The following is a 16,471-nucleotide window of genomic DNA, read 5'->3' as shown; positions in this document are numbered from 1 at the left end:
TAGTCGTCTGCCTGACGATAAACAGCAGGATGGCCCCCTGCGCCCGCCCTTGTTTCACCCTGCCTCCCCCGCCACGGCCCGCCCCACAGGCCACAGGGGTGCCGGAGGTGCGTGGGTGCCGGGGTGCTGCCCGTGGACGACACGCCGACGGGCGCACCGGGTCGCCTGCGGGCCGCGTCGCCTGCGGGCCGCGTCGCCTGCGGGCCGCGTCGCCGCTCACGCGCCGAGCTGGAGGGCGGGGGCGGCCTCCTCGACCATCGCCATGCCGAGCCTGCTGACCCGCACCGCGAACGGCTGCTCGTCCACCCGCAGCCCCGAGAAGCGCACCGCGCCCAGCGGGGCGGTACTCATCGGGCGCACCGCGACGACGCCTCCCGGAGCGTCGGGGCGTACCCCCGCGAGCGAGGTCAGCAGATGGACGGCGCCCGCGGCGGCGACGGCGGACGGGCGGCAGGCGGTGGGGTGCGGCAGCGGTGTCCGGTCGGCGGCGCGCTGTTCGCCCGCGTACATCTCGGGCAGCTGCCGTCCGAAGGTCCGGGCCGCGTCCAGGACCCCGCGCAGGAGGGCGCCGGCCTCCTTCTCGTATCCGGCGGCGGCCAGCCCCGATACGGCGAGGGCGCTCTCATGGACCCGCACCGCACCACCCCGGTGGCCGAACGGACTGTGGCCGGGCGCCCTGGCCGAGAGCGTCCGCAGACCCCATCCGGAGTCGAGGTCCGGGGCTCCGAGCCGCCGCGCCAATTGCCCGGTCCGCGCCTTGCCGAGCAGCCCCTCGGCGAGCGTGCCGCCCCCGAGCAGTCCGGTGTCGAGCAGGTGGACCGCGGCCGAGCCGAGATGGATCACCTGCCTGCCGCCAGGGGTGAGCGCCGCGGCGGGCCGGCCGCCGCCGAGGTCGTCGACCCAGAAGTCCTCCTGGAACCGCCCGCGCAGCTCGGCCGCGTACTCGCGCCACGCGGCGGCTCCGGGGCGGCCGTGGGCGTCGAGGAGGTCGGCGCCGTGCAGCGCGGCCCGGTGGGCGTGGGCCTGCACCTCGCAGCGGAACGGGCCGCCGGGGGCGGGATCCGGCACATAGCCCGCCGCCTCCGCGACCGTGCGCAGCCAGCCGAGACAGCGCTCGGCCGCGGGCAGCAGCAGCTCGGCCTCCCGCTGCGGCATCCCCCAGCGCCGGGCTTCCGCCAGGACGGTGACGAACAGCAGCGTGGCCTCGACCCCGGAGCAGGTGGGCGGCAGATGCGGTCCCGCGTGCCGCAGCGCACCCGGGATCCGGCCGCTGTCCTGATCCTGGAGCCGCGCGAGGGTGCGCAGGGTGCCGGCGGCCAGCCGGGTGCCGAGCGGCAGCAGCATCCTGGCCGCCCACAGCGCGTCGGCGGGCGCCAGCCCCATCCGCCAGGGGGCGCCCGCCGCCACATGGACGTCGGCGAGCCGCGCGGGGTCGCGCAGCAGCAGCGCCCGCAGACCGTCCAGGCTGCCCCGCAGCAGCTCCTCGCCCCTGGCGTCGTCGCCGGACAGCTCCGCAGCGGACCAGGGCACGGGCGCCCGGTCACCCCGTACGGGCGCGGAGACGGCGGACCCGTGTGCCGCGGATTCCCGGGACACCCGCAGCTCGATGGTCCGCCCGGCGCCGGGCGGCACCGCCAGCTCCCAGCGCAGCACACCGGCCGAAGCCAGCACCCCGGCGGGGGCCGGCCGCGCGGTGACCCTGACGCCGATACCGGCATGCGACCAGCGCAGCCCCGCGTCACAGACGCTGGCCGGCAGATCGGGCCCCGCCCGCCCCGCGGCGGCCGCTCCGAGTTCGGCGAGGTCGGTGCCCAGCGCCACTTCGAGCGGCAGCCGGAGCACGGCCGGCCCGGTGTTGAGCACCGTGATGCGCTCGGTGCCGTCGGCGTCCCGCAGCCGTTCCACCGTGACCGCCGGATCGGGACCGGTGTCACCCGGAGTCCTGACCACCGCCACGAACCGGGCCCGGTCCGCGCTGAGCAGCGTGCCCAGCACGGGGATCGGCTCGGCTCCCGCGAGCCGCACCTCGCAGCGCGCCAGCACCCGCCGGCCCTCCTGATAGAAACCGTCGAGCCCCTGCCCTCTCAGCTGTCCGTCCTCGGCGGAGACGACGAGCGAAGGGGCGGCGACACAGATCACCGAGGTGTGCACGGGCTGCGGGCCGGAAGCGGGCCTGGTCAGGGCGGTGGGAGCGGGAACGGTCGGGGCGGTCGGCGGCGGGTTCACATCCCGGTGAACGGCCGGGTGGGCACCCGGGTCACGGCCCGTCTACCGTTCCTGGACAGGGAGCGCATCCCCGGTATCCGCCCGCACCACCGGAAAGAGACGCCATGGCCGTGTACCGCCAGCCCGGCACCGTTGTGACCGACCACGCTTTCGACGTACCGCTCGACCACGCGGCCCCCACCGGGGAGCGGATCCAGGTGTACGCCCGTGAAGTCGTGGCCGCGGGCCGGGAGGGCGAGCCGCTGCCGTGGCTGCTGTTCCTGCAGGGCGGTCCCGGCGGACGCTCCCCGCGCCCGCTCGGCCGGGACGGCTGGCTGACCCGGGCCCTGGACGACTACCGGGTCCTGCTGCTCGACCAGCGCGGCACCGGCCGGTCCACCCCCGCCAACCGGCAGACGCTGCCCGCGCGCGGCGACGGCACCGCGCAGGCGGAGTATCTCTCGCACTTCCGGGCCGACTCCATCGTGCGGGACTGCGAACTGATCCGCCGTGAACTGCTCGGCGCCGAGGGGCGGTGGAGCCTGCTGGGGCAGAGCTTCGGCGGCTTCTGCGCGCTGACCTATCTGTCGCTGGCCCCCGACGGTCTGCGGGAGGTGTTCGTCACCGGCGGCCTGCCGGGGCTGCGCAGCAGCGCCCGCGACGTCTACCGCTCGGCGTTCCCCCGGGTGGAGCGCAAGAACACCGAGCACTACGACCGCTATCCCGGGGACGTGGAGACCGCGCGCTCCGTCGCCCGTCATCTGCGCGACCACGACGTGACGCTGCCGGACGGCGGCCGGTTCACCGCGGAGGCGTTCCAGTCGCTGGGTCTGATGCTCGGCACGGGTACCGGCTCGCACACCCTGCACTATCTGTTGGAGGACGCCTTCCTGCCCGGCACCGACGGCCCGGTGCTCTCGGACGGCTTCCTGACCGAGGCGCAGGGTCATCTGTCGTTCGCGGCCAATCCGCTGTACGCCGTGCTCCACGAGTCGATCTACGGACAGCGCTCGGTGTCCGCCGCGGGCACCGGCTGGGCAGCGCAGGCCGCGCATCTGGAGTTCCCCCAGTTCGATGTGGACAAGGCGCTGGCGGGCGAGGGCCCGGTGCTGTTCACCGGCGAGATGATCTACCCCTGGATGTTCACCGGCGACCCAGCACTCGTCCCGCTCCGCGACGCGGCGAACCGGCTGGCGCTGCGCGAGGGCTGGCCGGACCTGTACGACCTGGCTCAACTGGCCCGGAACGAGGTACCGGTGGCGGCGGCGGTCTACCACGACGACATGTACGTCGAGACCGCCGATTCGCTGGCCACCGCGCGCGCGGTGCGCGGTCTGCGCACCTGGGTCACCGACGAGTACGAGCACGACGGTCTCCGGGTGAGCGGCGGCCGGGTCCTCGACCGGCTGATCCGACTGGTCCGCGGCGAGCTTTAGACGCGTCGATCACCCGCTGCCGCCGCTCCTGGCGCAGGCACTGGCGCAGCGGCTCGGGGTCGAGCCCCTCGTTCACCGAGTGATGGAGCAGCCGGGCGAAGGTGTAGCCGGGATCGAGGTCGAGCGCGCGGCCGAGCGCGACGCGCGCTTCCGGTTCGTCCCCGGACGCCCAGGCGACCCAGCCGGCCAGGGTCAGCGGGGCGGCGGCATGGTCCTCGTACGGTCCGACGCACCGCCGGGCGAGGGCCCGCCACAGGCGCAGCGCGGGGTCGGTGTGCGGCGGCTCCATCCACTCCGCCGCCCGGTCCCGCGCGGCGCGGTCCTGGAGGCCGAGGATGATCTCGGCGGCCTCGTCGTCGCCGAGCAGCGCGTCGTCACGCTGGTCGCTGCGCTGCGTGTCCCCGTCCGCCGGGGTGGCGCGGAAGCGTTCGAGCGCCGCGCCGACCAGGGTCAGCGTCCGGTGCCGCACCGCCTCGCAGTCGCCCACGTCCAGGATCCGCGGGACGAGTTCGGCGCAGGCCATGTCGAGCGCCCGGGCCTGCCCGGAGGTCCGCTCGGTGGCCGGCGGGACGAGCCGGGCCTCCATCTCGCGCAGCGAGCCGCGCACGTTGATGCCGGCGTACGCGGCGGCCGCGGCCATCACGGAGTCGCCCGAGGTCGCGATGGTGAAGCCGTCGGCAGGACAGCAGTCGGTGCCGGGGCAGCAGTAGGACCACCAGCGGCCCGCCGAGACGCACAGTGCCTCGACGACCGGCACGTCCAGGGCGCCGCAGGCCGTGCGCAGCCGCTGTGCCAGCGGCCGCAGGCGCTCCATGACCTGGGCCGGCCGCTCGGTCGCGGACGGGTCCTGGCACAGGAACAGGACGATCGAGGCGGCCCGGTCGCCGCGCTGCTCACTGCCTCGTACCAGACAGTCCGCGAGCTGCGAGGCGACCTCGGGCCATTCCGCGGAATCCTCGGGAATGCCCAGGCGCAGCCGGCCGCCGAAGCGGCCGTGGTCGCCGTGCAGGGCGACCATGACGATGGAGTCGCTGGGGTGAAATCCCATCAGGTACGGCAGGGCGTCGGCCAGGTCGGCCGGGCTGCGCAGGGTGACCTTGGGATCGTTCTCGGACCGGGGCGATTCGATGTGCTGTGTCATGGCCCGACAGTCCCGCAGGCCGGTGATCTCCGCCAGACCCCCCAAAAACCTGTGGATAACTTTGGGGCCGAGTTGTCCACAGGTTCGGTGCGCGGTTCGCGTGTTGTCGGTGGCATCAGGTTGCATGGGGGGCATGACTGACTCCCCCACCGCGCTTCGTACCGCGGCCGACACCGTTCTGAGCCGCCTCGTCGGTGACTCCACCGGCACCGCCCGGCTGCGCGAGGACCAGTGGCTGGCGGTCGAGTCGCTGGTGGCGCACGGCCGCCGGACGCTGGTCGTGCAGCGCACCGGCTGGGGGAAGTCCGCGGTGTACTTCGTGGCCACCGCGTTGCTACGCCAGCGCGGCGGCGGCCCCACCGTGATCGTCTCGCCGCTGCTCGCGCTGATGCGCAACCAGGTCGAGGCCGCGGAACGGGCAGGAATCCGGGCCCGGACGATCAACTCGGCGAACACCGAGGAGTGGGACACCATCGAGGCCGAGGTCGCGGCGGGCGAGGTGGATGTGCTGCTGGTCAGCCCCGAGCGGCTGAACAACCCCGATTTCCGCGACCAGGTGCTGCCCAAGCTCGCGGCGACGACCGGGCTGCTGGTCGTCGACGAGGCGCACTGCATCTCCGACTGGGGCCATGACTTCCGCCCCGACTACCGGCGGCTCCGCACCATGCTCGCGGACCTGCCGCCGGGGGTCCCGGTGCTGGCCACCACCGCCACCGCCAACGCCCGGGTGACCGCGGACGTCGCCGACCAGCTCGGCACCGGCACGGCCGGGACGGGCGAGGAGGGCGCGCTCGTGCTCCGCGGCCCGCTGGAGCGCGAGAGCCTGTCGCTCGGGGTGCTGCGGCTGCCGGACGCGGCCCACCGGCTGGCCTGGCTCGCCGATCATCTCGACACCCTGCCGGGCTCCGGCATCATCTACACCCTCACGGTCGCCGCCGCCGACGAGATCACCGCGTTCCTGCGGCAGCGCGGGTACCCGGTGGCCTCGTACTCGGGCAAGACGGAGAACGCCGACCGCATGGCCGCCGAGGCGGATCTGCTGGCCAACCGGGTCAAGGCGCTGGTCGCGACGTCCGCGCTCGGCATGGGCTTCGACAAGCCGGACCTCGGATTCGTCGTGCACGTCGGATCGCCGTCGTCCCCCATCGCCTACTACCAGCAGGTGGGCCGCGCCGGGCGCGGGGTGGACCACGCGGAGGTGCTGCTGCTGCCGGGGCGTGAGGACGAGGCGATCTGGCGCTACTTCGCGTCCCTCGCGTTCCCCACCGAGGAGCAGGTGCGCCGCACCCTGGAGGTGCTGGCCGACGCGGGCCGCCCGGTGTCGGTCCCGGCGCTGGAGGCGCGGGTGGATCTGCGCCGGTCCCGGCTGGAGATCATGCTCAAGGTCCTGGACGTCGACGGGGCGGTGCACCGGGTACGCGGCGGCTGGACCTCCACCGGGCAGCCGTGGGCGTACGACACCGAGCGGTACGCGTGGGTCGCGCGGCAGCGTGAGGCCGAGCAGCAGGCGATGCGCGACTACGCGTCGACCACCGCTTGCCGGATGGAGTTCCTGCGGCTCCAGCTGGACGACGAGGAGGCCGCGCCGTGCGGCCGTTGCGACAACTGCGCGGGTGCCCGGTTCGGCATCGAGGTCTCCGGCGCGGCGCTGGACGCGGCGCGGGCGGCGCTCGGCCGTCCCGGCATCGAGGTGGAACCGCGCAAGATGTGGCCCACCGGGCTGCAGGCGATCGGGCTCGACCTCAAGGGCCGGATCCCGGCCGGTGAGCAGGCGGCGTCCGGGCGGGCGCTCGGCCGGCTCTCGGACATCGGCTGGGGCAACCGGCTGCGCCCGCTGCTGGCCGACGGCGCACCCGACCAGGCGGTACCCAGTGACGCGGCGGACGCCGTGGTGCGGGTGCTGGCGGACTGGGCCAAGGGCCATGGAGGGTGGGCGAGCGGTGAGGCGGACGCCCCGCAGCGGCCCGTCGGCGTCGTCACCGTCGCGTCCCACACCCGTCCGCAGCTCATCGGAACCCTGGGCGCGCGCATCGCCGAGATCGGACGGATGCCGCTTCTCGGCCAGATCGCGTACACGATGGACGACGGACCCGGCCGGGTACCGCGCAGCAACAGCGCGCAGCGGCTGCGGGCGCTGCACGGCGCGTTCACCGTCCCGGCGGAACTGGCCGCGAAACTGGCCGCGACCCCCGGTCCTGTGCTGCTCGTGGATGATCTGGCCGACACGGGCTGGACGCTGGCCGTCGCGGCCCGGCTGCTGCGCAAGGCGGGCGCGACCGCGGTGTTCCCGCTGGTCCTGGCCGCGCAGGGGTGATGGGTATCGACGATTGAGACGATGAGTAGGATCTATCAGACGCAGGCGTCCATAACCGGTCAGAAGCTTCGAGTGCCCGTTGCCGCTCGCAGCCATGCGGGGAAGAATTGGCGCTGGATCCCCGACCGGCTCATCGAGCCCCCTGACCGGCGTGCGCCCGCGCCCGGTCGACGGGTGCGTCCACCGAAGGGAGGAACGTGACCATCGGTTTCGCTCCGGAGACCACTACGCGTGCCTCCTCCCGACTCTCCCGCAGCCTGGAACCAGCCGAGTGGACGGCCGCGGGAATCCCGTTGCTCGCCAATCCGCGTGAGGTCGTCAAGGATCTGCAGTCCCGGCACCTCCCCACTCCGGTCACCGCCGTGGTCGCGGTGTTCGAACCGGAGGGCCGGCTGACGGCGAGTGCCTCGTTCACCGGCAGTACCGGGGTCGTCGACGGCTGGGAGCACCGTAACGCGATCCTCGCGCATCTGCGCCGGGTGCTCCCGCACGATCTGCGGCGGCGCGCACCGGTACGGACCGCGGTGCTGCTGCTGTGCCGCGACGGCACCCCCGGCTGGACCGAGAAGGACGGCGCCTGGATGTGGGGCCTGCGCGACGCGTGCATGCTGCACGGGCTGCGCTGCGGCGCCTACGTCACGCTCACCCGGGACGGCTGGCAGGTCCTGGGCGAGAACCGCGGTGGCCGCACCCCGAGTTCCCAGCCCTTCGCCGAACAGCCGGGCGGCACAGCGGCCCTGCGCCCGCACGGGGCGCCGGAAGCGCTGCGCCGCACAGCTGCTCGTTGACCAGGCCTTCGGCCAGGCCCTCGACGGCCGAGCGTTCATCAGCCGGGCCCGCACCGACCAACCCCTCACCGACAGCACCCTCACGGACAAGGCCCTCACCGGCAGGACCGCGTCGGTCAGGCCTTCGCGGCGACCGCCCCGTTGATCAGCCCGGGGTCGCCGCACACGATCAGCAGGGTGCCCGCACGGGCCAGCGCGGTGGGCAGTCCCAGCGCGGTGGCCTCGACGGTTCCGCCGTTGACCGCGACGACCACGACCTGACGGCCCGCGGCACGTTCGGCCGTGATGCCGGCGTAGAAGACGTCGTCACCCGCGTCGTGCTGCGACCAGTAGGACGTCTCGCCGAAGGACAACTCGTGGGCGGCCCACGGGTGGTGCTCGCCCGTGGTGAGCACCAGGATCTCGCCCGGCGCGCGGCCGGTGTCCAACAGCAGGTCGACCGCCTCGTCGGCGGCGTCGATCGCGCCGTCGGCCGGGGCCGGGATGAGCTGGATCTGCGCTGTAGCGGTAACGCCCCCGGTTCCGCCGGGCGAACGCGGCACCGACGGCGCGGCGGCCGTCACGGTGGCGGAGGCGGTCGGGGCGGGCCCACGGGCCGGACCGGGCCGGCCGGGCCCGGCGTTGGCCGCGTAACCGGGGCGCGGCGGCCCGGGGCGGGGTGTAGGACGGGGACCGGGGACAGGACGGGGGGTCGACGCGCTGCGGCCTGCGGCCGGAGCTGAGCGGGGACCCGGGACACTCTCGTGAATCTGAGGCTCCTCGGGGATGAGAGGCATGGGCTGATGTCTATCAAATACGCCGCGGTTGCGCAGCGGTGGGTCGTCAAAAATCGAAACCGAGCTGCTCCCCAGGGTCGGCGGGAGCCCGGACCTTCTTCAGGTGCCGCCAGCGCGGCAGCGCGTCGAGGTACGACCAGGACAGCCGGTGGTGCGGTGTGGGGCCGAGTTCCTCCAGGGCCGCACGGTGTACGGGCGAGGGGTAGCCGGCGTTGTCGGCGAAGCGGAACGGCTCGTGTTCCGCGCCCAGTTCGGCCATCGCGGCGTCGCGGTGCACCTTGGCGATCACCGAGGCCGCGGCCACCGCGACGCAGGACTGATCGCCCTTGATGACGGTGCGCACCCGCCAGGGCCCGCCGAGGTAGTCGTGCTTGCCGTCCAGGATCACCGCGTCCGGGCGCTCCGGCAGTCCTTCGAGCGCGCGGACGGCGGCCAGCCGCAGCGAGGCGGTCATGCCGAGGGTGTCGACCTCCTCGACGCTCGCGTGACCGAGGGCGTAGGACGTCACCCAGTCGGCCAGCAGCGCGGCCATCGAGGCGCGGCGCTGGGCGGGGATCAGTTTCGAGTCGGTGAGTCCTTCGGGCGCCCGGCGCAGGCCGGTGACGGCCGCGCAGACGGTGACGGGCCCGGCCCAGGCGCCGCGTCCCACTTCGTCGACGCCTGCGACGATCTTCGCCCCGAGGGTGGCGCGCAGGGAGCGTTCGACGCTGTGGGTGGGAGGTTCATACGGCATGGCGGGGACCAGGGTACTCCCCTGTCAGGGGCGGAGCAGCGGGAGCATCACATGATCGACCAGATCGGCCATGTCCTGCTCCCCGATCCGGTGGTCGCCGATCTTGGCGCGGTACATCATCAGGGCGGGCGCCACGTCGGCGACGATGGCCGCGGTGGCGTCGGCGCGCACGGTGCCGCGGGTGATCCCGCGCCGCACCACGTCCAGGATGAGTTCCTTCCCCGGTTCGATCACGCCCTGGATGATCAGGTCGACGAAGGGCTGGGCGGCGGCGTGGTCGCACTCGTCCAGAACGGCCCGCAGCGCGATGCCGCCCTGTGAGTACATCGCCTCGCGCATCCGCATGACGAGGCACAGCAGATCCTCCCGGAGGGTGCCCAGGTCCGGCGGGGCGCCGATCTGCGGCAGCCCGAGCCGCAGCGCGTCGGCGACCAGCGCCTCCTTGGACGGCCAGCGGCGGTAGAGCGCCGCCTTGCCCGTCCGGGCGCGCGCCGCGACGCCCTCCATGGTCATCCCGCCCCAGCCGACGGCACCCAGCTGTTCCAGAGCCGCGTCGAGGATCGCGCGTTCGAGGACCGACCCCCGGCGGCGCGGCAGAACCGGTGCCCCCGACCGGATCCGCGGCGAAGTACCCATCGAAAAACCTCCGTTGAAGCATATAGTGAACGGTGTCGTTCACTAAATCACTGATGGGGGATCATCTGTGACGACCTCTCAAGTACGCGAGTCACGTCCGCCCGGCACCGCCCGGCGCGAGGGACGACCCGGTATCGCTCTCGCAGTCATCGCCGCCTGTCAGCTCATGGTGGTCCTCGATGCCACGATTGTGAACATCGCACTTCCCCACATCAAGGACGCACTGTCCTTCTCCACCACAGATCTGTCCTGGGTGCTCAACGCCTACACCCTCACCTTCGGCGGCCTGTTGCTGCTCGGCGGCCGGGCGGGCGACATCCTCGGCCGGCGACGGGTGTTCATCTTCGGCATCCTGCTGTTCTCGCTCGCGTCGCTGCTCGGCGGCTTCGCCCAGGAACCCTGGCAGCTGCTCGCGGCCCGCTCGCTGCAGGGCGTCGGCGGCGCCATCGCCTCACCCACCTCACTGGCCCTGATCACCAGCACGTTTCCCGAAGGCCCGGAACGCAACCGGGCGTTCGGCGTGTTCGCCGCCGTCTCCGCGGGCGGCGGCGCCATCGGCCTGCTCGCCGGCGGCATGCTCACCCAATGGCTCGACTGGCGCTGGGTGCTCTTCGTCAATGTGCCCATCGGCCTGCTGATCGCCTTCCTCGCACCGCTGTTCATCAACGAGTCCGACCGGCGGACCGGGCGCTTCGACATTCTCGGCGCCATCACCTCCACGGGCGGTATGGCGTCGCTCGTGTACGGCTTCATCCGGGCCGCGGACTCCGGCTGGAAGGATTCCGTGACGCTCGCCGCCTTCGGGGCGGCCGTCGTGCTGCTCGCCCTGTTCGTGGTGGTCGAGCGGCGGGCCGCCGATCCGATCACGCCGCTGCGGATGTTCGCCGACCGCAACCGTTCCGGCACCTATGTGATCATGCTGAGCCTGGCCGCGGCGATGTTCGGCATGTTCTTCTTCATCGTCCTGTTCGTACAGAACGTCCTCGGGTACAGCCCGATCGACTCCGGGCTCGCGTTCCTCCCGATCACCGTCGCGATCGTGACCGGCGCGGGCCTCTCGACGCGGCTGCTGCCCGTGCTCGGCCCGAAACCGTTCCTCGTCACCGGCACCCTGCTGACCGGCGCCGGCATGGCCTGGCTCACCCGGCTCGATCCGGGCAGCGGCTATCCCGGCGGGGTGCTCGGTCCCATGGTGCTCTTCGGCTTCGGCATGGGGCTGAACTTCGTGACGCTGACCCTGACGGCCGTCTCCGGGGTGGCCCAGCACGAGGCGGGCGCCGCGTCCGGGCTCCTCAACGCCACCCAGCAGGTGGGTGGCTCGCTCGGGCTGTCGATCCTGGTCACGGTCTTCGGCACGGCGAGCAGGAACGAGTTCGGCGACCAGCTGCCGGACTTCCTCGCCAAGGCCACCCCGCAGCAGCGGGACGAGTTCGCGCGGACCCATGAGCTGCCCGCCCCCTGGGGGCACGACGTGCTCTCCCAGGGGATATCCACGGCCTTCATGGCGGGCGTCGGCTTCGTCGTGCTGGCGGTACTCACCGCGCTGTTCGTGGTGCGGGTGCGCAAGAGCGACCTGGAAGCGCTCAGCGGGAAATCCGCCGCGCCGGCGGCCTGACACCGCTCCGCCGCCCGGCCCGGTGAACGGGGCCGAGCGGCGGAGCGGAGATGGCCAGGGAGGGGACCGGCCCGGGTACGTCCGGGCTCAGGCCTCCGCGGGCGCCGCCACCCACAGCGGCAGCGGCTCGGTGCGCTCCAGCCACTCGGCCGGCGGCTGCCCGGTCGGCCGTGCGGCGATGATCCCGCCGACGATCGCGCAGGTGGTGTCGACGTCACCGCCCGCCTTGGCCGTCGTCCAGAACGCCTGCTGATAGTCGTCCAGGTGCCGGGCCGCCGACCACAGCGCGAACGGCACGGTGTCGTGCGCGCTGGTGCGCCGGCCACAGCCGAGCACCGCTGCCACCGTGGCCACGTCCGCGTAGTCGAGCATGTCGCGCGCCCGCCGTATGCCGGCCTTCACCGCGCTGGTCGGCACCAGGTCCAGCACGGCGCCGAGCAGCGCCGAGGGGTCCTTCGGGCCGTCCGGGTCGGCGACCAGCGCCGCCATGGCCGCGACGGCCATCGCGCCGACCACGGCCTCACGGTGCTGGTGGGTGGTGTACGCCGAGATCTCGGCCTGGTGTGTCGCCTGCTCGGCGTCGCCCGCGTACCAGGCGCCCAGCGGGGCGACCCGCATGGCGGCGCCGTTGCCCCACGAGCCCTGGCCGTTGAACAGGCCCGCGGCCAGCTCACGCCAGTCGGCGCCCTCCTGCCGGATCAGGCGCAGCATGCGGTTCACGGCCGGGCCGTAGCCGCGGTCGAAGTCATGGTGCTCCGCGAAGGACATCGCCAGGGCGTCCTGGTCGATGCGGCCGTGGGCGGCCAGCACGGCCAGCACGGAGCAGGCCATCTCGGTGTCGTCGGTCCACTGCCAGACGCCGGGCGGCAGCCCGCCGTTCTGGAGGGCCTGGTAGTTGGAAGGGACGAAGAACTGGGAGCCGAGGGCGTCGCCGACGGCGAGCCCGCGCAGACTTGCCAGGGCGCGGGAGATGTTTTCGGAGTCAACTGGGTGAGCGGTCATCGCGTCGGAAACTCTGACATCGTGCCTGATCCCGGTCAATCACCCTGTGCGCAAACTCACCTGCGGAATCCTTCGTCCACCATGGGGTCGGGAAGCCGCCACCGCGCGAAGGGGCGGTCGAGGGTGTAGCGGCCCGAGGGTCCGATGAGCAGGACGCGGCTCTCGGCGTTGCCCGGGTTGGACAGCGACTCGAACTCCTCGACCGTCCAGTGGAACCACCGCATGCAGAACAGCCGCATGGTCAGTCCATGCGTGACCAGCAGGACGTTCGGCGGGAAGTCCGGCTTGTCGAAGGCCCGGTAGAGGGTCTCCAGGAACGCACCCACCCGGTCGTACACATCGGCACCGGACTCGCCCTGCGCGAAGCGGTAGAAGAAGTGCCCGTAGGCGTCCCGGGCCTTGCGCTGGCGCTGCACGTCGTCGACGTCCTGCCAGTTACCCCAGTCCTGCTCCCGGAGCCGGGGCTCCTCCATCGCGTGGGTCAGCGACGGGTCGAGGTCCAGCCCGCGGAAGGTCTGCCAGGTGCGGCGGTAGGGCGACACGAACGCCTGGACCGGCTCGTCGCCGAACAGCGCCCGCAGGTTCTCCCCCGCGTCCGCGGCCTGCCGACGGCCGGTCGCGGTGAGCTCAAGAGCGTGGTCCGGCACCCTCTCGTAGATGGTGTCGTCCGCATTGCCCTGAGACTCTCCGTGCCGGATCAGCACGATGTGGCGAGGTCGGCCCATGGTGATCAGCCTATTCCCGCGACGGATCCCGGGCGCGCCGGTACGGCCTCTGCGGCCGCCCGGCTCCCCGTGACCCGGCTCCCCATGGTGACCCGGTCCCTCATGGCCTCGACGCTCCCGGCCGCCCGCGACCCCGTCACACCGTCCACGCCTGCACGATGTCCACGACGTCGCCCGCCACCGAGACCACATCGGTCTCCAGCTCGGTGCGCTCCGCCAGCCTCGTCATCGCGGCGGGGCGGTACTTGCCGCGCTCGTTCGCCGAGATCCACAGGGACAGCACCAGGAAGTCGCTGTCCGGCCCCTCGGCGAAGGCCCCGCGCAGCAGTCCTGGCGACCCGGCCATCGCCGGGTTCCACACCTTCTTCTGCATCTCGGCGAAGTGCTCGCCGCGTCCGGGCCGCACCTTCGAATGCGCGACACGCAGCAGATCGGCGTCGGCGAAGCGCGCCTCGAAGCCCACCCGCACGTCCAGCAGGTGCTCGAAGAGCAGCACCCCGAGGTTCTCGTACGAGTCGGCCTGCGATCCGGCGAGCTGGTCGTGCCCGCCCGTCATGAAGGCGTCGTAGGCCGCCCTGCTGTCCCAGAACGCGAACAGATGCGCCACACCCGGCTGCGCGCGGCTCCAGCCGCCGCCCTGCCCCCGGAATCCTGGCTGCCCCCGCAGCCCCGCCCACTTCCGCTGCCCCCGTTCGAACCCCGCCCGGTCCACGACCCCACAGCGAATCCACTTCACCAGCACCGCGCCATCCTAAGTCCGACGAGGGCCCCTCCCGCGCCCGCTCACCCGCTCAATTCCCCTGCCGGGGTGGCGAATATGATCGATCAATGGACGCACTTCATCCCCGCCTCCTCGTGGAGGACTTCGCCACCGCCGCCGAATTCTGGACCGCGGCGCTCCGCGACCTCCTGGGCATCGAGCCCGTGAAGGTCATCCCCGAAGCCGGATACGCCAACTGGGACCTGAACGGCGAGGGCGTCCTCGTCCTGTTCTCCCGTGCCGCCGTCGCGGCGGTGGTCGGCACCCAGGCCCTGCCGGCCCGGCCCGCCGGGCAGGACACCTCGATGCTCGTCTTCCGGGTGGACAGCGTGGACGACGCCGCCCCGCTCCTCACCGCGCACGGCGCCAAGGTCGTCACGGGTCCCCAGGACCGGCCGGCCTGGGGACCCGGCCTCCGTACGGCGCACCTGCGCACGCCGGACGGAACCCTCGTCGAGTTGCAGTCCTACTGAGCCGGACCCCGTCCCACGACCGACCGCACCTCCCTACCGGGCCGGATCGTGCAGACGGCCCAGCCGTTCGGTGTCGGCCGCGGCGAGGACGAGGCCGAAGGTGCTCTCCAGCACCTCGGGCAGCTCCCCGGCCGGCACCTTCCGCCGCTCCTCCGCGCCGTCCGCGGCACCCGCGCGCGTCACCGTCAGCTCGTCCCGCACCAGGGAGTACCGCGCCTGCGGCGTCACCCGCTGCACCACTGCCTGGCCGGTGAACCGGGACAGCGGGTGCGTCGACGTGTAGTGGTTCAGGACGACGAGATCCACCGGGTACAGCGGGCTGGGCGCGAACGCGTACAGGTCCGACCAGCCCCGCGCGCCGAGCGAGCGCAGCACGCGCACGCCGCCCGCTTCCTCGGCGACCTCGAAGGCCCAGCCGCCCTGCCACGCCGGGGTGCCGACCCGCAGCTCGACCGGCTCCAGGGTTCCCGGACCGCCGAAGCCGGTGTCCGAGATCCATTCCGCGCCGTCCACGACGACCCGCAGCAGGACGTGCGTGATGGGCCGCAGCGTCGGGCCGGCGGTGCGGACCCGGGCGCCGTGGGCCGTGAAGACGAAGCCCAGGCGTTCGAGCACGGCCGCGAAGAGGGAGTTCTGTTCGTAGCAGTAGCCGCCACGGCGCTCCGTGACGAGTTTGCGCTGCACACTGTCCAGGTCGAGGCGGACCTCGCGCTCCAGCGCGACCTCCAGGTTCTCGAACGGGATCGCGGCGGTGTGCGCGCGGTGGAGTCCCCGCAGGGTCTCCGCCGTCCGCTCGAGGCCGCCCGTGTACCCGGTCCGCGCCAGATAGGCGTCCAGGTCGAGCCGGTCACCGCTCCAGACGGACTCCGCGACGGATCCGGCCGCTGTCTCCCGCTCCGCCACCGGCCCCGCCGGGGTCGCCGTCATCGCGCGGTCCCGGACTCGAAGCGCTCACCGGGCTTCAGCAGATGCAGGCGGTCGCTGATCCCCGCCCGCTCGAAGGCGTCCACCAGGGTGTCGCCGTTCTGTGTGAAGTGCCCCCAGTGCTCGAAGTGCAGCGGTACGACCTGCCGCGCGCCGAGGATCTCCGCCGCCTCGGCGGCGTGGACGCTGCCGAGCGTCAGATCGGCGCCCGGAAGCAGCGGGGTCTGCGCGGCGCCGGCGAACAGCACCGCGACGTCGAACGGTCCGAACCGCTCAGCGATCTCCCGTACGACCTGCAGCGACGCGTTGTCCCCGCTCACATAGACCGTCGGGAGGCCCTCGCCCGAGAGAACGAATCCGGTGACCTCGCCGACGACGGGCTCACTGCCGTCCGGCCCGTGCTGCGCCGGCACCCCGGTGATATGCAGCGTTCCCCCGTCCGGGCGGGTCAGCTCGGTGTGCTCCCAGTTCGGCAGTGCGGTGACGTTTCCGCCGATCCGCCCCAGCGCCGAACCGGTGGACAACGTCAGCGGCGCACTCGCCAGATACGCCCGCCCCGAGGTGTCGAGGTTGTCCGGGTGCTGGTCGTGCGAGAGCAGTACGGCGTCGACGGCCCCGACCGCGTCCGCATCGACCGCGGGGCCGGTGGTCTTCACCAGCGCCCGGTTGCCCATCGGGTACTCCCCCGGCGCGTCGAACGTCGGGTCGGTGAGCAGCCGCAGACCCCCGATCACGATCACCGCGGTCGGCCCGCCCACGTAATGGATATCCAGCTCGGTCATCGCAACTACCCCCTGTCATCAGCGGAAACGGCGGCAGCACACCGTACGGGCACCCCGCCCGCGACACCGCCCCCGTGTCGTCACCGATCACAAGTCCTTCAAGATCACACCTATTCCCGGCACGGAAAAAGGTCCGGTGCCGACTCCCGTCGGCACCGGAC

15 protein-coding genes are annotated in these 16,471 nt (G+C 72.9%); 5 read left to right on the top strand and 10 right to left on the bottom strand.

The features are described 5' to 3' along the window. Positions 1-216 precede the first annotated feature (216 nt). A complete protein-coding gene (locus tag O3W51_RS04365; RefSeq protein WP_381585968.1) occupies positions 217-2,226 on the bottom strand; it encodes a glycogen debranching N-terminal domain-containing protein in 2,010 nt (669 codons plus the stop codon). 104 nt (positions 2,227-2,330) lie between these two features. Between O3W51_RS04365 and O3W51_RS04360 the strand changes: the two genes are divergently transcribed. Further along, positions 2,331-3,641: an alpha/beta fold hydrolase gene (locus tag O3W51_RS04360; RefSeq protein WP_198358085.1), complete on the top strand. Its 1,311-nt coding sequence runs from the start codon at positions 2,331-2,333 to the stop codon at positions 3,639-3,641. Here O3W51_RS04360 and O3W51_RS04355 read toward each other — a convergent pair. Further along, the gene (locus O3W51_RS04355; protein ID WP_138357289.1) at positions 3,553-4,782 is read right to left on the bottom strand and encodes a DUF4192 domain-containing protein; all 1,230 of its coding nucleotides are present in this window, start codon (positions 4,780-4,782) and stop codon (positions 3,553-3,555) included. The two genes, O3W51_RS04360 and O3W51_RS04355, sit on opposite strands and share 89 nt — an antisense overlap. Positions 4,783-4,915: 133 nt before the next feature. Here O3W51_RS04355 and O3W51_RS04350 point away from each other — a divergent pair, with 133 nt between their 5' ends. Both O3W51_RS04350 and O3W51_RS04345 read left to right on the top strand, forming a co-directional pair. Further along, entirely contained in the window at positions 4,916-7,096 is a 2,181-nt protein-coding gene (locus tag O3W51_RS04350) for a RecQ family ATP-dependent DNA helicase (protein ID WP_138357290.1), read from the top strand. A gap of 197 nt (positions 7,097-7,293) precedes the next feature. Next, positions 7,294-7,884, top strand: coding sequence for a hypothetical protein (locus O3W51_RS04345; RefSeq protein ID WP_138357291.1), 591 nt, complete (start codon positions 7,294-7,296; stop codon positions 7,882-7,884). 116 nt (positions 7,885-8,000) lie between these two features. Here the strand turns inward: O3W51_RS04345 and O3W51_RS04340 are convergent, their stop codons facing one another. Genes O3W51_RS04340 through O3W51_RS04330 form a run of 3 tightly spaced genes read right to left on the bottom strand, consistent with a single transcriptional unit; the run spans position 8,001 to position 10,029 of the window. Beyond that, a complete protein-coding gene (locus O3W51_RS04340) occupies positions 8,001-8,660 on the bottom strand; it encodes a hypothetical protein (protein ID WP_138357292.1) in 660 nt (219 codons plus the stop codon). Between the two features lie 46 nt (positions 8,661-8,706). After that, complete coding sequence (locus tag O3W51_RS04335; RefSeq protein WP_138357293.1) at positions 8,707-9,393, bottom strand: ribonuclease HII; 687 nt, start codon at positions 9,391-9,393, stop codon at positions 8,707-8,709. Between the two features lie 24 nt (positions 9,394-9,417). Further along, positions 9,418-10,029: a TetR/AcrR family transcriptional regulator gene (locus O3W51_RS04330; RefSeq protein ID WP_138357294.1), complete on the bottom strand. Its 612-nt coding sequence runs from the start codon at positions 10,027-10,029 to the stop codon at positions 9,418-9,420. A 67-nt stretch (positions 10,030-10,096) separates the two neighbouring features. Between O3W51_RS04330 and O3W51_RS04325 the strand changes: the two genes are divergently transcribed. After that, positions 10,097-11,644: an MFS transporter gene (locus O3W51_RS04325; RefSeq protein WP_138357295.1), complete on the top strand. Its 1,548-nt coding sequence runs from the start codon at positions 10,097-10,099 to the stop codon at positions 11,642-11,644. 87 nt (positions 11,645-11,731) lie between these two features. On the opposite strand, the gene O3W51_RS04320 is transcribed toward O3W51_RS04325, so the two are convergent. From O3W51_RS04320 to O3W51_RS04310, 3 genes are all read right to left on the bottom strand, one after another. Further along, positions 11,732-12,646: an ADP-ribosylglycohydrolase family protein gene (locus O3W51_RS04320; protein ID WP_164293594.1), complete on the bottom strand. Its 915-nt coding sequence runs from the start codon at positions 12,644-12,646 to the stop codon at positions 11,732-11,734. 56 nt (positions 12,647-12,702) lie between these two features. Then, positions 12,703-13,371 (bottom strand): histidine phosphatase family protein, encoded by a 669-nt coding sequence (locus tag O3W51_RS04315; RefSeq protein ID WP_138357297.1) that lies wholly within the window; start codon positions 13,369-13,371, stop codon positions 12,703-12,705. A gap of 136 nt (positions 13,372-13,507) precedes the next feature. Next, positions 13,508-14,113, bottom strand: coding sequence for a YdbC family protein (locus O3W51_RS04310; protein ID WP_138357298.1), 606 nt, complete (start codon positions 14,111-14,113; stop codon positions 13,508-13,510). A gap of 86 nt (positions 14,114-14,199) precedes the next feature. Between O3W51_RS04310 and O3W51_RS04305 the strand changes: the two genes are divergently transcribed. After that, positions 14,200-14,604, top strand: coding sequence for a VOC family protein (locus O3W51_RS04305; protein ID WP_138357299.1), 405 nt, complete (start codon positions 14,200-14,202; stop codon positions 14,602-14,604). A 33-nt stretch (positions 14,605-14,637) separates the two neighbouring features. On the opposite strand, the gene O3W51_RS04300 is transcribed toward O3W51_RS04305, so the two are convergent. Together O3W51_RS04300 and O3W51_RS04295 are read right to left on the bottom strand one after the other, a co-directional pair. After that, positions 14,638-15,531, bottom strand: a complete 894-nt coding sequence (locus O3W51_RS04300; RefSeq protein ID WP_138357300.1) for an arylamine N-acetyltransferase family protein — start codon at positions 15,529-15,531, stop codon at positions 14,638-14,640. Further along, the gene (locus O3W51_RS04295; RefSeq protein WP_269283872.1) at positions 15,528-16,310 is read right to left on the bottom strand and encodes an MBL fold metallo-hydrolase; all 783 of its coding nucleotides are present in this window, start codon (positions 16,308-16,310) and stop codon (positions 15,528-15,530) included. Before O3W51_RS04295 ends, O3W51_RS04300 begins: the two co-directional genes overlap by 4 nt. Positions 16,311-16,471: the final 161 nt, after the last annotated feature.

It is taken from the genome of Streptomyces sp. H39-C1, from assembly GCF_027158125.1.
Lineage (GTDB): Bacteria > Actinomycetota > Actinomycetes > Streptomycetales > Streptomycetaceae > Actinacidiphila > Actinacidiphila fildesensis.
The sequence above is the reverse complement of the archived record's forward strand: the minus strand, read 5'-3'. Positions and strand labels throughout refer to the sequence as shown.

Excerpts from the sequence above, each read along its gene's own strand:
- O3W51_RS04330 (WP_138357294.1), bottom strand. The coding sequence starts at position 10,029 with ATGGGTACTTCGCCGCGGATCCGGTCGGGGGCACCGGTTCTGCCGCGC.
- O3W51_RS04360 (WP_198358085.1), top strand. The coding sequence starts at position 2,331 with ATGGCCGTGTACCGCCAGCCCGGCACCGTTGTGACCGACCACGCTTTC.
- O3W51_RS04355 (WP_138357289.1), bottom strand. The coding sequence starts at position 4,782 with ATGACACAGCACATCGAATCGCCCCGGTCCGAGAACGATCCCAAGGTC.
- O3W51_RS04340 (WP_138357292.1), bottom strand. The coding sequence starts at position 8,660 with ATGCCTCTCATCCCCGAGGAGCCTCAGATTCACGAGAGTGTCCCGGGT.
- O3W51_RS04335 (WP_138357293.1), bottom strand. The coding sequence starts at position 9,393 with ATGCCGTATGAACCTCCCACCCACAGCGTCGAACGCTCCCTGCGCGCC.
- O3W51_RS04300 (WP_138357300.1), bottom strand. The coding sequence starts at position 15,531 with ATGACGGCGACCCCGGCGGGGCCGGTGGCGGAGCGGGAGACAGCGGCC.
- O3W51_RS04295 (WP_269283872.1), bottom strand. The coding sequence starts at position 16,310 with ATGACCGAGCTGGATATCCATTACGTGGGCGGGCCGACCGCGGTGATC.
- O3W51_RS04350 (WP_138357290.1), top strand. The coding sequence starts at position 4,916 with ATGACTGACTCCCCCACCGCGCTTCGTACCGCGGCCGACACCGTTCTG.
- O3W51_RS04315 (WP_138357297.1), bottom strand. The coding sequence starts at position 13,371 with ATGGGCCGACCTCGCCACATCGTGCTGATCCGGCACGGAGAGTCTCAG.
- O3W51_RS04320 (WP_164293594.1), bottom strand. The coding sequence starts at position 12,646 with ATGACCGCTCACCCAGTTGACTCCGAAAACATCTCCCGCGCCCTGGCA.
- O3W51_RS04305 (WP_138357299.1), top strand. The coding sequence starts at position 14,200 with ATGGACGCACTTCATCCCCGCCTCCTCGTGGAGGACTTCGCCACCGCC.